Consider the following 17150-nt stretch of genomic DNA (forward strand, 5'->3'; position numbering starts at 1 on the left):
AAATGATTACAAAGCGTGTTATTTACAAACTTAGCAGGTTTATTGTAAAAATTTAGTTAAAAAGTGTTAAAAATGCAGTTTTAGCCTTGTTTTGAAACATTTTTATACAATTTTTACAGTAAAACCTTTATAAAAAAATCAGTGAATTATATAAATAAATGACTAAACTATATAAAAAAAACCTCGATGACATTTTGTATCACCAAGGTTTCCTGTACAGTATAGCGTAATCTTGTCACGCTATGAATCAATTAAATTTTAGTCTTTGCTCTAATTAATCTAAAATTGCAGCAATTCCCGGTAAAGTGCGCCCTTCCAGCATTTCCAGCATGGCACCACCACCCGTAGACACGTAGCTCATTTTATCTTCAAGTCCAAATTGTTTTACTGCTGCCACAGAATCTCCGCCTCCCACCAGTGAGAATGCTCCGTTTGCAGTTGATTCTGCAATAAAATTTCCTAGCGCAATAGTTCCATGTGCAAAATTCTCCATTTCAAACACGCCTAATGGTCCGTTCCACAAGATTGTTTTAGAATCCATAATTACTTTTTTGAACTGCTCCAATGATTTTGGACCTGCGTCCAGACCTTGCCAACCATCTGGAATTTCATTGACATCTACGGTTTGTGTATTGGCTGTATTCGAAAAACTATCTGCTGCAATCACATCAACTGGGATGTGAATTTGGACGCCTTTTTCTTTAGCCAATCTTAAAATTTCCAGAGCCAACTCCTGTTTGTCATCTTCACAAATAGAATTCCCTATTTTACCGCCTAATGCTTTTACAAAAGTAAAGGTCATCCCGCCACCAATAATCATGTGGTCTACTTTATCTAAAATATTCTCAATAACCGTAATTTTAGACGAAACCTTAGACCCACCCAAAACGGCAGTTACTGGTTTTTCACTATTTTTCAATACTTTGTTTAAACTTTCTATTTCTTTAGCTAACAACAATCCAAAACATTTTGCTGTTGGAAAAAATTGTGCAATAATAGTTGTTGAAGCGTGAGCTCTGTGTGCGGTACCAAAAGCATCATTGACATAAATAGCTCCTAGTGACGCTAATTCTTTGGCGAAAGCCACATCTCCTGCTTCCTCTTCACTATGGAAACGCAAGTTTTCTAAAAGTAAAACTTCGCCTGCTTGCAGTTTTTCAGCTGCCTCTTTAGCCTCTGCACCGATACAGTTAGATGTAAATTGAACCGGAACGCCCAAGACTTCGGCAGTTGTATTCAGGATGTGTTTTAATGAAAATTGTGCGTCAACTCCCTTTGGTCTGCCTAAATGTGACATCAAAATTACACTTCCACCTTGTTTCAGTATCGCATCAATTGTAGGTTTTGCAGCTTCGATACGAGTCGCATCAGTTACGTTGAAATTTTCATCCAAAGGAACATTAAAATCTACTCGGATTATTGCTTTTTTATTTTTGAAATCGAAATCATTTAAAGTTTTCATCAGTCTGTTTTTAGTTAATTTTCATCATAGAGTAACAAATATAGCACTTTTAGAGTAGCAATGAATACCTCAATAAACGATTGAATCGTTTTTTAGCTACGAAAACGTTGTAATTTTTAAATGGATTAAACGACACTTTAAAGTCAAACAACAAGGCTTTGGAGCATAATAGAAATGCTACTTTTATAATCAAGTATTGCAAGACGAAAGTCGACTGTTTATGTAAATTCGATCACATTTTACTATTTCCAAATCGAGCGCAGATGAAATTCTTAACACTGAACACAAATCACAAAAAAATCCGACTCTTTTACGAAGTCGGATTTAGTATCTAACAAAATTGTGTTTTAATCGTGAACAGGACCTTGCGTACACGGACAATCGCTGATGCCTTGTAAAAAGTCAAATCCTAAAGTAATCATATGCGTTCCAGAATTGAAGGAGGACAGTTCGTTAAACGTTAGTTGATAGGAGTATCCAAAATAAAATTTAGACTTTTGAAAACCCAGCATTGGACCTAAATTAAGTGGTTTTCCCGGCTGGTCATTCAAGAAACGATACGAAGCCCCTATCCAATAATAATCGTCATAGTTGTTAAACCTTCTGTATTTAAAGTTAACATCGGTACTTGACCTTTTATCACTGGCAAAATATTGAAAATAGACGCTCGGTTCAAACTCCTCTTGGTTTGTGGCTCCTTTAATGACCATCCCACTATACACTTGATAATTTCGAAGCAATACAGGCTCAATTCCTGAAAACTTATCGGTATTCTTGTCTAATAGATTACTGGCGTTAAAAGCAGCGTAAAAACCTTTATTACGGTATAGTAAACTTACATCAAAGTTATTGTTAGACGTGAATCGATTGTCGGTAATGCTTGGATCTAAAACTGGATTTTCAAAATCAGGGTTAAACTCATCTATATCAATTTTAAAATTGTTGTAATTATACGATATTCCAAAAGACAAGTACTGCTTGGAGTAATAATCTAAAATAATATGGTGTGCAAAGGAAACTTTGGCACCTGTTTGTCTCGTGTACCCATTTTTATCATTGTAAATTGAAATCCCCACACCCGATCGATCTGCGATCCTAAAATCAGCATAAAGAGATTGGTTATCCGGGGCGTCTTTTATCCCTACCCATTGCGTTAAACCATTGATTCTAACCCTAAAGTTGTCTCCAATTCCCGCATATGCTGGTGACAGAACAAAGGGATTATCAGCAAGATACTGCGTAAAAACGGGCAAATTTAACTCCTGACTGGACGACGAAAGCGTCACAGTCAGTAGTAAAAAAGATATAAATGTTTTTTTCATGATACTATTTTTTAGCAGACAACATCAATTTATCGTTTTCGTTATCTATACAAAGTAAAGTGACCTACAAACTCACGATCGTCTTTATTATTGTTCAATTTTAATGTATACCAATAATCTCCCGAAGGTAATTCCTCGCCTTTGTACTTACCGTTCCATTTTTGACCTATTCTGTATTTGGCAATTAAACGTCCGTAACGATCAAAAATTGAGAAGGATAGATCTGGATAATTGTTCGTACATCCCGGAGCCCAGTCGTCTAAATTACCATCACCGTTTGGAGTAAAGTAATTCGGAATACAGATGTCAATATATGTGAAATCACGCTTTGCATTAGCTGTACAACCGTTTTTATCTCTAACAATTACGCTATAATTTGCTGATTGGTAGTAGGCGTAAGTACTTTGAGAGGTGAAATCTTCTCCATTAAAACTGTACTCATATATTCCTGATCCACCGGTAGCAGTTGCTTTAATTTGATTTAAATCTCCGTCAGCAATAACTATCACTAATGGATCTACCTGATCAACAGTAATATTTTGCGTACGTTGAATACACCCATTTGTATGTCTCACAGTAATAAAATGCTGACCTGGCACTACATTATCGAACGTATTACTCGCTTGGTAATTCCCTAATCCGTCCAAAGCAAAATCTAAGTCTGCTGGATCATTGCTTGCATCATAAGAAACAACTACTCGGTTTGCTTGTGTATTGTTTACACAGTCATACGTAGCAACAGCCGTTGGGTTGATTACAACCGCATTTGGCATGATTACTTCTAATTCTGATGTACAGTTACTCGCATCTTTAATGTACACTTTATGCGCACCACCTGAAAGATTGGTGAAATCAAAATCCGTTTGACCCGCTACACCTTGTGTATAAATCCCTTTGATTGCATCTAGACTTACGCTATACGGATTAACACCGCCAGCAACCGTAATACTAAAAGCTCCATCTTTGTCACCCGCACATATTTCTGGCATTAATGAATTTGGCTGCAGCGTACCGAATAACAACGGTGGTTCATCAATTTTAAAATTAAAAGGTTCATAACAACCGTTTTCATCTTGAATAATGACTTTATAACTTCCTGGCGCCAAATTCTCAAAAATACCATCATCAAAAAACTGGTCAGAACGATCCGATATTGAATACATTATTTTACCAGTTCCACCAGTACCCGAAACATCAATTCTACCGTTGTTTTGACCATTACAAGTTACGTCTGTTTTATTTACGGTATAGGTAACTCCTAGTAGAGGCTCTTTAATTTCAATAACAGCAGAAACTTCATTACAATCGCCACTAACTACTCGTACCTGATAGAAACCTACCCCTAACTTTGTAAAACGACCTGGGGTAATTTGCTCAGGTGTAGGGACAATAACTACTCCAGAACCATTTAATAAAGTATAATTGTAATTTCCAAGGCCTCCTGTAGCCTTGGCTACAATAACCCCTGTGAAATCTCCTCTGCAGAAAATTTTGGCATTGGTTAAATCTACATTGACTACTAATTTCTCTAAAGGCAGGATCTCGATATCATTTGAAACCTTTGACACACATCCATTAAAATCTTTAACGAAATAATGGTATGTACCTACTGGAACATTAATAGAAATGGAACTTGCAAATGGAGTTGTTGAATAGGTTGTATAATCAGCGCTATAGGTGTAAGGTGGTGTTCCTCCTGCTGCGGTTAGTGTCAATTGGCTTGATGTCAAACACGTTTGTGAACGCGACAACACCAAATCAGCTTTGACCTCTGTAGGTCCATTTACAACTACCGTTGCTGATGTAGCACTACAACCCCAACCATCTGTAACTGTAATCGAATAGCTTCCTGCTCCTAAATTGTTGAATACCGCCGAAGCTTGTGGTCCAGAGGAAGAAGCCGGTGTAAACGATACATAATTTAAAGTATATAAGTAATTGGTACCTTGACCACCACTTACTCCAGTCGCCTGTATGCTTGCTGTTTTATCTCCAAAACACGTTAGCAGTTGCGTTGCTGGTGTGGCTGTAATGCTTATTGGAGTCGGATTTACTAAAGTAACGGTTGCCGTATCTCTACATCCTTTGCTGTCTTTTACATTAAGCGTATATACTCCTGCAGTTAAGTTCGTATAATTGGTCACGTCGCTGTAAGCGCTAAATGGCGCACCATCTTTAAGCACTTCAAACACATAGCCACCAGACCATCCTCCTGTTGCACTTACTGAAATCGAACCATCATTATTACCTGCTACGCAAGTGATTTCTGTATGGGTTTCGGTGATGTCAAGCGCTGCACTTGGTGCTCCTATTGTAAAGTTTTTAGTTACTTCACAATTTGGTGATTGAGACAACTTAGCAGTTATAGTGTAGGTTCCTGCAGCTAAACCTGTAATAGTAATTGGTCCAGCATTAACGGAACTTCCTCCCGGAACAGGGTTACCCAACGCATCTTGTAAAGTATACGTAAATGCACCTGCATCATCTCCGTTTGGTGGTGTCGTTGTAATCAATCGATCCACAAAGGTTATAGTTGCAGTTCCATTAGTATCATTCAAACACGTTATATCTGTCGTCGCGTTTACAACAAGATCAAATGTATTTGGTTCATTTACATAGTGCACTCCTTGTATTTCACAATTGGTATCTAAGTTTCTCACCGTGATTAAATAATCAGCAACTGGTAGATTCGTAAATACACCCGTTGTATTGGTTTGACTTGGATAAAAAGTACCCGTTGTATTGGTAGTGGCATTGATATCTACGAGCGTATATTCTAGATTAGGTGCTGGCCCACCAACCGTAGTTGCTGTAACGGTGATATTTTCTAGATTAGAACACGTTATTGCTTGATCTACTTTCACATTTACTTTATCGAGCGCAACATACGATGCAATTGTAATTGGCGCAGTCGTAGTGCCTACACAACCTTTACTGTCGTATACGTTTACAAGGTATGAACCTCCTAGAAGATTTCCTTCTGTGTACACATTACTAGCGCTAAACTGTACTTGTGTATTTGTAGTACCTACTACTTTGATAAACTCATAATTCAAATATGGAGTGGTACCACCCATAACTCCTGTCACTGTTATCGTAGCGAGGTTTCCTGTGTTACCAGATGTACAACCAAATTGTACAATTGTTGGCGCAGGCACAACAAGTACTCCTGGCTCGAGTACATCTATAGTTTGAGTAGCTGTACATGCTCTACTTGAAGTAACCACTACAGTATAGGTTCCAGCGGCTAAACCACTAAATAATTGTGAGTCTTGAGACAGTCTGCTTACTGCTACTCCGCCTACTGTTATTCCGTTTAGCGTGTACCTGTACACTGGATTATCGTTTATGCCTGGTGCAGGTGTGGCTAAAGTCGCCGTAATTGTTCCATCGCTTCCGCCACTGCACGTTACATCGGTTTTAGCCAAAGCAAATCCCGTAATATCTGTAGCCGCTTGCAAGTTTACATCTACAAATACCTCACATAAAGTCGTCGTGTCACGAACACCGATAGTATGGTTTCCTGCCGCAACCGCGTTAAACACTGTTACCGCTGCAAAACCGCCACCATCAATATTGTACACATAATTTCCTGAACCACCTAAAGCACTTACGGATATTTGTCCGTCTCCTTTAGCACAAGATACTGGTTTGGTCACCACTGGTGTTAAAATCAAAGGATCCACTATAGAAACAACAGTTGCTACTGAGATACATCCATTTGCATCGCGTACCGTAATAGGATAGTTTCCTGGCGCATTGACTGTAATTACATTTCCAGTTTGGAAATTACCTCCACCCGCACTATATTCCAGCGCTGAACTAAAGCCCGAAGCTGTTACTGTAATGGTATACGTTCCTGTAGGACTCGGACACTGCGTGGCTACTGCTGATGTAACGACTGGACTCGCGTCTAATGCAATCGTTTGTGGTTTGTTAATTGAACAACCCTTAGCGTCCATTACGTACACATCCCACAACATATTGGTTCCTCCATTAGTATCTACCACAAGTGTATTACTAGATCCGTAATCAGTTGCTAGCGGTGTTGAACCTGCAATCACTGCAGCATATTTATAATTTAAGGTTCCACCTGATGCCACAACTATAATAGTTGCCGTATCCGTAGTGCAATACGTATTTGTTGCCGTGCTGTTAAAGTCAAGTGCTGCAGCAGGCTGATTTATAGTAACGTTTACCGTACTGGAACAACCTGTAATTTGATCAGTTACTACAAGCGTATGTGTAGTTGGTGTTAAACCACTGAAAGTTAATTGTGCACTATTTACACCTGGAACTGCGCTACCGCCATCAAAAGTATAGCTGTATGTTCCTCCGAAATTAGCAATGTCGAATGTAGCAGTACCATTAGCAAAACCAAAACAAGTTACATCAGTCGTTGCTTTTGCTGCTGCTGTTATGTTTGTTACACTAGCAACAGACTTTAATTCTTGGTACGAACAACCGTTTGCATCCGTTACTTGAAACATATAATCGCCTGGTGGCAGTCCTGCAAAACTAGTTGCAACATTTTTACCTTTTGCTGTTTGCGTAGGATATAAAGGTGGAGCAGCTCCATTGAAGGTTATAATAGTAAAGTTTAATGCTCCATAACCACTTGTAGCATATACTTCTACCGTTGCTGTAGCAGCAGGACAGGTCGGCGCTGTTGTAATTTTAAAAACTAAATCCGTAGGTGGCAATAATTCAGGGGTAGGAACTGCTACCAAATCAAAAGTACAACCATTAGCATCTTTCACACTAATTGTTGTAGATGCAGCACTAGTGGTGTTATTTATCGTGAAGGTATTGTCACTGCTATATCCTAAACCATTAAAGTTATAGGTGTAGCCTGATCCCGTTCCTGTTTTAGTTCCTCCATTTGCAGTTACCGTAATTACAGTAGTGTTGCTACACTTGCTGTTTACATCCGCTACTGCTGTAGCGTTAAGAGCATTAGGCTCCGTAATTGTTATTAAAGTTGAAGCCTGTAAACAACCTCTAGCATTACGAACTGTAACCGTATAGTTCCCTATTGGTAAATCGGTATAAACTCCCGAAGCATCTCCAGAAGCGTTTGTAGTTGGGCCCGAAAGCGAATACGTATAAGGCCCTTCACCTGAAGTTACTGTAACCGAAATGGTTCCGTTGCTTTCACCATTGCAAATTACGTTAGTCACTACAGGAGTAGCAATAACAGTAGCTGGAATTGGATCAAGAATTATAGTTGCTATTGCTTGACAAAGTGTAGGATTGTTAGCATCAGTTACTCTAAACTCGTAAGTGCCTGGAGCAGCGGCTGAATAAGGAGTAGTAGCGGCTACAAAACCACCAGAGTTAAAGTTAACTTCGTACGTATAATTTGGGGCTGGTGTTGTGTTTCCACCGATGGTATTCAATGCGATGGTTGCATTTGGTGTTCCAGAACAATCTAATGGTTTCGTTAAAGTTGGCGTCAACTGCAATTGAGGATAAACAATATAATCTACATCGTCAGTACAACCATTACCATCTCTAATCACTAGATTGTACGTTCCTGCTGCATTAAAAGTAAAACTTGATGAGTTTTGGAACGCACTTCCATTTACACTATAAGTAGGAGCTCCTACAATTGCAGGATCAATATTTCCTGAAAAAGTAATTGTAAATGGATTTCCGTCATAACAAATTGGTGCAACTGGCGCTGTAACTGCAGGTGCAGCATCTGCGTCTAAAGTTACAGGAGCTGATTTAATACAACCATACGCATCTTTTACATAAACAATGTAGTTACCTTCAACACTTGTAGCAAATGTTGTATTTGTGATCCAACCTGCTGAAGTTGCAATTGGCGCAGGAAGAACAGTGTCTAATAAATATTGGTACGTATAAGGAGATGTTCCATCTTTTGCGAAAGCAGCAATAATACCATCTTCATTACAATTGATTTTTTTAATCTTTTGTGCTGTTATTGATAAATCGATAGCTGATTCAGTAATGTTAAATGGCGCTGATGAAATACTACATCCTGCGTTTGTAGCTCCAACATCTTCGGTAACCAAAACAAAATAATTACCAAATGGCAATACACCAAAATTAGAAACCGCTAGTGTTCCACTAGGAGGAAGCATTCCCGAGCCAACAAGACCCACTGGAGTTACCGATTGTGCATTGTAAATTTGGTAAGTTACTGGCGTGGCTACAAGATATGGATTATTTATTGTGAACGTAACACTACCATTGGCCGCTCCTTTACATGTAATATTATTAGCTGTTAAGGGATTGACTGTTATAGTAGAATTCGTTGGTATTGGAGATGCGGCAGTTTCGTAGTAATAACAACCAGTACCTGTTCCGCCATGGACGGCATCAGCATCATAGACCACAAATGTATATAATACTCCAGGTATCAAATTATTAAAAATCGCTTTTTTACTGTTTGGAGCGTCCTCTGGTAACCAAGTTCCAGCTGGATAAGCTGGAGCTAATCCAGTGTACAAACTAAAATAAAATGGACCAGTACCTGTAATTGAGGCCTTAGGACCAGTACCGATTGCAACCTCAGCAGAACCCAAACCTGTACAAGTCGCTGCTGCTAAAGTAACATCAATATCTAGATCATCTGGTGGTGAAGCAACTAGAATATCATTCTCAAAAACAGTACAACCATTTGCATCTGTTATGATTATTTGATACAATCCAAAATCAACCACATCAAAAACAGCTGTTGTTCCTGTTTGATTTATAAATTTTTTATCATACCCATTTACACCTGTTACGTGGTAAATATAATTTGGTGTTCCACCAGAAACAGTGTTGATAGTTATTGATCCTAATGAAACCCCTGTTAAAGTATTACATGTGATTGGTGTAACCGTTCTAGTAAAACTAATTATTGTTGGCTCACCAATAGTTATCGTTTCTGTATCCGTACAACCTTTAGCGTCAGTAACAGTAATCAAATAATCTCCCGCAGATAAACCTGAAGTCTGCGTACCATAGTTTTGAGCTGTTGGTGCTGTTCTTTGCACATTAAATACAAATGGAGATTGTCCTTTTGTGTTGTCAATAGTGATTGTTATAGCAGCGGTATCGTCTCCATTACATTTGATAAAAGCTGTTTGATTAACTATAGTGATTATTGGATCGATTGGAGTGGTTGCCACAATAGCGGTAGTTGTAACGGCCTGACATCCTGTTACTGTATCTATTACTTTAAATGTATAGCTGCCTGGTGTACTAGTATTGAATACGTTGCCAGGCATCGGAACATATGTGCCAGCAGATTCTCTAGACTCGTAAGTAAATGATCCCGAACCACCTGTAGGTGTCAATGTAATTTGAGCAGGAGCAGGTGCGCTACACGTAATATCTTTGTTTAATACTGCTGTTAAGGTTAATTGAGGGTTTACGGTCACAACTGCAGCAGTTGCAATACAACCGTTGCCATCTCGCATTCTGATGGTATAATCACCAGCTGCTGCGATGGTAAAGGCATCCCCTGTTTGAAATGCACCTCCATTTAAACTATAAGTAATAGGATTTATAATTCCTGCTACTGGTGTAGTATTATTTGCTGTAATAGTATAACCGCCCGGAGTTCCTAAACATCCTGATCCCGAAGCAGTAACCGTTGGTGTTGGGTCTTTTGCCAAAATTAATGTCAAAGTAACCGTACAACCGTTGGCATCTTTTACATGAGCATACCACGTTAAACTTGGATCTAAATTCCCAACATTAGAGCTTGTATACGTTCCAGCTAAACTGCCACTAGTATTAAACAAATAAGTATACGATGGCGTTCCACCACTTGCAGTAACCGTAACTTTAGAAGTCGTTACAAAACAATTTGCATTTACAGTTGTATAAGTTGCAGATAATGCAACCGCTGGTTGATTTATAGTTATAGACGTTGGAGCAATACATCCTGTAGTATTATCTGTAAATTCCACATTATAGATTCCAGCTGGTCTACCACTTAAGTTAAACGTACTTGCTGTTTGTCCTGTTACTGGAGATCCACCATTAATAGTATAGCTGTAGTTTGTTGAAAAACCGCTCACATTGTAACGAATAGAACCTGTAGTGTTTCCAAAACAATCTACATCACTCAACTTAGTAGCGGTAACGGCAATTGATATAAGTGCAGGTACGGTATGAGATTTGCTGGCAAAACAACCATTGGCATCGGTTACTTTAAATACATAAGTACCGGCTGTTAATCCTGTAAAGATTCCTGTGGTAGCTCCAGTGGTGTTTGTTGCAGCAGCTGCTGGTGAAGTTATAGCATATGTAATAGTTCCTACTCCTGTTCCAGCAGTTACCGGTACCGTTACATCACTAGTTGTACTTGATGCAGGTACACAATAAATTGGCGTATTGGTAATGGTAGCAATAGTTGGTGGGTTAAGTCTATTCAAAGTTATACTACCTGTAGTAACACAATTACTACCATCTCTTACTGCGTAATTAATGGTTTGATCGGATCCATTATCATTTACGACAAGTGTATTGGTGTTAGTGAAACTACCTCCATTGAAACTGTATTTATAAGGCGATGTTCCTGTTGTAGGCAAATCAATAGTCACCGTTGCGGATTGTTTGGTATTAGTAGTACTACAAGTAAAAGCAGTTGCCGAAGCCGAAACTACTAAGGCTGTAGGATTGACAATCGTAACTTGAACTATTAAGGAAGAACAGCCCTTGCTATCGATCACATTGATATCATACGTACCTGCAGCTAAACTGGTAAACTGATTGGTAGTTTGTGTGGTAAATGTGGTAGCCGTACTTAATTTTATGGCGTAGGTATACGTTGTGGTAAAACCACCAGAAGGAGTTACGGTAATGGTTCCGTTATTGAGCCCGTTGCACGTAATATCGGTTTTTACGGTTGTGTGCGTAGGAGTTGTTTTTGGTGTTACAGTGATCGTGTTGCTAGTAGCAGGACATCCTTTAGCATCAGATACGGTAAATACATAGGTTCCAGGAACTGTAGCGGTATATGGGAATGAGGTCACTGCTGTTGGAGTTGTTGTATTATACGAAACTGTATACGTATATGGAGCGCCATAACCACCAGTAATTATTGGGTTCCCAATTGAGGCGTCATCTAAACAGGTTAAGTCTTGCAATAAAGATAGGTTGAATGCTACTGCAGGTGCTATAACGATGTTCGAAATAGTCGAAGTACAATTGTTGCTATCGGTCACCAGAATAGTGTGCGTTCCTGGAGTAACATTAGCAAATGAAAGGGTCGTCAATGCTGAACTAATTGAGCCACTGCTGTCTAATTTATACGTAAATGGTCCTACACCGCCGCTTACATTGACAACCAGAGTCGCTGGATTTGCTCCCGTATAGCAATAATCTGTTGAAGCATCTAGTGTTGCGGTTACCGATGGCGGAGCGTTTACCTTAATTGCAATTCCTGTTGGATTGGTACAGCCGTTAGCATCTCGCACAAATACGGTGTAATCACCTGCTGGTACATTAGTAAAATCTCTGTTGTTATTGAAAGCGGTAACTACAGTTGTTCCGTTTGCCGCACGCAATTCATATTGGTACGCTGGTGTCCCTCCGCCGCCCACGGCGCGAATAGTCGCTCCCGTACTACAAGTAGCTTGTAATATAATAGAGGCTGACGAAGTAACGGCAGTAGGTGCTGTGATAGGTTGTGAAAACGTTTTGGTACAAGCGGCTGCAGAAGTTGAATTTGGTCGTACAAGAACAGCATAGGTCGCCGCTGCTAAACCAGTTAATGTTACTGGAGAAGTTGTTGTGGTTACCCAATTTGCGCCATTATCTTTAGAATATTGGAAACCTTTTGATGCATCAAAGTTTTGAGCAGCTATGGTGATTTCGCCATTAGTTAAACCAAAGCAAGTAACATTTTTAGATCCTGTAATTTGTGCTGTAAAAGCTTTTCCTGTAGGAACTATAACTGTAAAATCTTTAGTAGTAATACACGATTTAGGAAGTTGGAACACATTAATGTCATCAATAAGAACGTCATTACCATTTATTACGGTACTATTAGATCGCACCAAGAATGTTAAATCTGTATTGTTACCAGGATTGATACTTAGTACATAATTCTCCCATTTCTCACTTTTAGGAATACTTCCTGTATTAACACTGACACCAACTTGTACCGCTGTAGGCAATCCGTAATCTTTCCATAACTGAATCGTTAAATCGGGGTCGCCTAGACCAGGAGATGTCTTTTTAATTAAATTCTCGGCCCAGATAGACACTTTTACATCTTGATTAGGAATCACATTTTTGATGGCTTTACTGTATAAAACGCCACCTACTCCGGCAGAACCTCCCACATTTACGCATAAAAATCTGCCTAAAGGATCAGTAGGTAAGGTATGATCCTTAGCTTTGATCCAAACACCAAAAGTGGTTTTTATAGAACTTGCAACGGCATATTCACCGTCATTTATAAATTGATCTTTGTTGCATTTATAAGTAGCGTCGTGTATTGTTGTTTCATTCTCAAAACAATAGGCTGGATTAATTCCAGGGCTAGTAGTGTACCCGCCTTTTCCAAAATCTTCAAATAATAAATTACTAAAAGTAGTAACAGAATTTAATTTATACTCTACAGTAACCTTATGAGTTCCAGGCAACACATTCAAAAATACATTACTTGGGGTATTGGTGTTTTTTATACCATCCATATAGTAATCATATGTATAGGTTACGCCACCCGGATTGTTAATTGTTACGGTACTTGTTGCTGTACCATCACAATTAAAATCTACTGGTGTGTCTACATTTATTATAGGGGAAGCAGGTTCAGGATCTACCGTTACCGAAGCTTGAAAAATACATTTGTTAATGTCTCGTACATACAATATGTAAGTGCCTGGTAATTTTAAAGCATTATTTACTGTAGTCCAACTAGCTTGATTGTCAAAACTAAATTCATACGGTGCCACTCCTCCTTGCGGGTTAGTAATACGCACTCTACCTTCGCCAGATGGCCCGCAACCAGCTAATTCAGAAACTCCAGCAGACGCTGTTACGGCCTCTAATGGTTGGGCGATAGTGATGATTTTCATAGTATCAAAACAATCTACACCATTTAATGAATATTTTAATATGGTATTATAAGTTCCTGCTGCAAGATTTGAAAAAGTAGCAGTAGGTAAGTAAGTAGTACCATTATCGATGCTATACGCTAATGTGTAACCATTAGCATTAGTCACATTAAAATTAATTACCCCTACTTTATCTCCATAACATTTTACATCTGTTTGAGTTACGGTATATACGGGTTTAGGAATTTCGGATACGGTAATAGAAGTTGCCGTAGAGCAATTGTTCGCATCAACCACAGTAATGTTGTAAACACCTCCTGCTGGCAATGGCTTGGACACCACAATTTGAGGTACTGTTAGAGAAACTGTAGTACTATTTACAAAATATTTATAAGGTGGCGTTCCACCCACAGGATAAACAGTTATTTCCCCATTGGCACAAGTTAATGGTTTTGTCAATGCCGATGTAGCTGTTAATTTAGCTGGATCAATTATATCAATACTTCCTTTTTCGATACAGCCATCGTCAGTTCGTACTTCGTAGGCATAAGTTCCTGCTGCTAAATTTGAAAAAGTAGCTTCATTTGTTAAAATAGGACCCACACTATTAACTGGTGTTCCTCCCTTACTGATACTGAAATAATATTGAGAACGAACATCATCTGCTACTAATCTAATTGCCCCTAAATTACCGTTACAAAGCGGTTGTGTTCGAATTTTTTGAACAGTAAAATTTCTTAATCTGATTAATATATTTTTTACTTCAAAAATACAAGGATTGGTAGTTACACCTACTTGTCTGATGTATACAGTATAGGTACCTGCTGTATTTATGGTAAAAATATTAGAGGCTTGATATGTAACCTTGTCCAAACTGTACTCGTATCCAGACGGAACACCACCAACTGTTATAGTACCTTTGGTAGTACAAATAATATCATTGGTAGTTACGGTTGGGTTTAGCGTATTTTTATAAACATTAAAATAAAAGATACTTTGGCAACCTCCTGGATATTTTAATACCACTCTAAATTGTCCTGCCGTATCTGCTGAGTAATTTTGACCTGTTGCTATAGTATTCCAACACGAATCGGCAAAATTTTCATTGGCACAATTAGCAATAGCCGTAGACGGACAAGTGGCTTCATTTAGTTTTTGCCATTCTATTGAAGATGCATCTGTTATATTGGTCTGGATCAGTCGCGTTGCAGTTGCTCCACAAAGAAAAATATTAGGCAAGTCCTTTCCATTATTAGGACATTTCGGTACTACATCTGCATATGGTGAAACAGGATTGGTAATTGTGTTTCCAAAAGGAATTAAGTTAATTTCTTCTTTGATAGAAGTACATCCAGTTGTAGAAGTAGAACTAACATAATAGGTTCCGGTTGAAGATGCAGTATAGGTTTGACTCGTACTTATAACAGGAGTTCCAGTAGGGCTTGTGGACCAGGAATAAGAATTGTACCCATTTGATGCCGAAAGGATTGCTGTTGCACCACACAAAACTTGAGTTCTTTTAAAAGTTCGACCATTGATATCAACTAAAAAATTAGTTGAAGTTGGGGAACCAAAATTACAACTTACAGATGCAAAGCTTCCTTCACCTACAACAGGAGTAGCGTTTACAATACCTCTATAATTTGCGAAAGCTTGATTCTTGATTTCATTTGAACATGCAGTACTCAATTGATTATAATCGGATATTACTTTTACATGCAAACGAATGGTGTTGATGGGGTCACCAATTTTTACAATACCATCCGGAATAGTAAATACTAATCTTCTGGTAGCGGCATTATAGGTAACATTTGATAGTGTCATGCCAAGTGGCAAGGAAGTAACATCTGCAGGAAAATTAAAAATGACATTATTTGGTAATACATCCTCTAAAGTAAATGCCGTGATCTGATCATTTCCTATATTTTGGAAATCAATTTTATAATATAAATCTTGACCTAAGTTTACTGTTGTATTACCAACATCTTTTCCCGCAATATCCTCTACAACTTTAGTCAATGAAATGTCTGGCGCCACTACATTGATCAAAAATGAATTGAAAAAACTAAAAAGCGTATTAGCTTGCCCTCTTGGCACCTGTAAACTGATAACTGCGTTGATCGCATTATTACCAATTTTGGTAGCATTTTTCTCCTCTACTATTCCTGTATCATACCCTAAGGTATTGGTACTATTAGGAGTTCTCCCTGCAAGGTATCCGTTCTGATCAGTTATCGAACTGTTAAAGAAGTTATTAGAAGGTCTTTCGGTAGTAGTAACTGGATCTCCATTTGAACCTCCATTTCCTACTTCAAATTTATTTTTTGAGGTTTTATCGCCATTCAAAGTGGCAAAGCCAAATTTTACATTAACCAGTCCTGATGGTGGTGTTATAAATCCTGAAACAGGTATATCAAGTTGACCATCGTCAAAAAGAGCACTAAATCCATCAAAAGTTGTAATTGATTTTGTAGTTGTAGTTGGATCTTCATACACCACAACTAGAGTCCATCCTGCAGCTAAACCTGTTATACCATTTGAACCTACACTGGAGCTTACATCGGCCACAGTATAAACTCCTTGAGGATTGGTTAAGGTCGATAATAAACCGGTTACATCTGCATAACAAGCATAAGGACGGTTTGCATCTGGTACAATAGCATTAGCTGCCGGTGTATCATAAATTGGTATTCCTGTAATGGGTGTGTACGTCGTACTACCCGGCAATTTCAATTTTACATTAGTAATAGTGGCTCTACTATCAGAACCTTTAATTAGAGCTCCCCAATACAACCCAGCATAAGCAATCCTGAAACAAGTAGTCGCTGGAGGAACAGCTAGCGTGGCACTACTTGAAGAAAAGGTTGATGCATCAGAATCAATATCAATAAATTGCATCACGGTATTCTCGTTTACACTATTGTCATTTAAAAGAGCATTGCTTTTTCCTAAAGTATTGTTTCCAATAACCAACATATCACCTTTTACTTGCTGATTAAATCTTTTCGTAAAAGGCACAATGTTTTGACCATAAGAACCCATTTGGAACATGATTATTCCAATAAAAAAACCAAATTTTATTAGTTTGCGTTTCTTAATCCTGCAATCGTTTAGAACTAGCACAGGTAGCAAAGTATTATCCATTTTTTTGAAGGGTATGTTAACGCTTCGAAATAAGAATAAAATAATATTGAGTAGGTAGTTTTCTATTTTCATTGGAGCTATGTTTATAATGCCTACAACTTAAATTCAAAAAACCATTTTTGGGGAATGTTTTTTTGAATTTAGGTTGGAAAGCATTTATTCTTTTAGATAATATGAATGTTGTTTTTATCC

At 38.3% G+C, this 17150-nt stretch carries 3 protein-coding genes; all 3 read right to left on the reverse strand.

The genetic code is table 11. The annotated features are described in order from the left end of the window. Window positions 1-274: 274 nt before the first annotated feature. Entirely contained in the window at window positions 275-1462 is a 1188-nt protein-coding gene (locus ACNQGB_RS09380; RefSeq protein ID WP_417946427.1) for a phosphoglycerate kinase, read from the reverse strand. A 347-nt stretch (window positions 1463-1809) separates the two neighbouring features. Next, window positions 1810-2784, reverse strand: coding sequence for a PorP/SprF family type IX secretion system membrane protein (locus ACNQGB_RS09385; RefSeq protein WP_417946425.1), 975 nt, complete (start codon window positions 2782-2784; stop codon window positions 1810-1812). 41 nt (window positions 2785-2825) lie between these two features. Continuing rightward, window positions 2826-17030 carry a T9SS type B sorting domain-containing protein gene (locus ACNQGB_RS09390; RefSeq protein ID WP_472777102.1) on the reverse strand — a complete coding sequence of 4735 codons (14205 nt, stop codon included), beginning with the start codon at window positions 17028-17030 and terminating at the stop codon, window positions 2826-2828. Between the last annotated feature and the right edge of the window lie 120 nt (window positions 17031-17150).

This window comes from Flavobacterium frigidum (genome assembly GCF_048286795.2).

Bases quoted from the DNA above. Each gene is read 5' to 3' on its own strand.
- ACNQGB_RS09390 (WP_472777102.1), bottom strand. From the start codon at position 17,030: ATGAAAATAGAAAACTACCTACTCAATATTATTTTATTCTTATTTCGA.
- ACNQGB_RS09380 (WP_417946427.1), bottom strand. From the start codon at position 1,462: ATGAAAACTTTAAATGATTTCGATTTCAAAAATAAAAAAGCAATAATC.
- ACNQGB_RS09385 (WP_417946425.1), bottom strand. From the start codon at position 2,784: ATGAAAAAAACATTTATATCTTTTTTACTACTGACTGTGACGCTTTCG.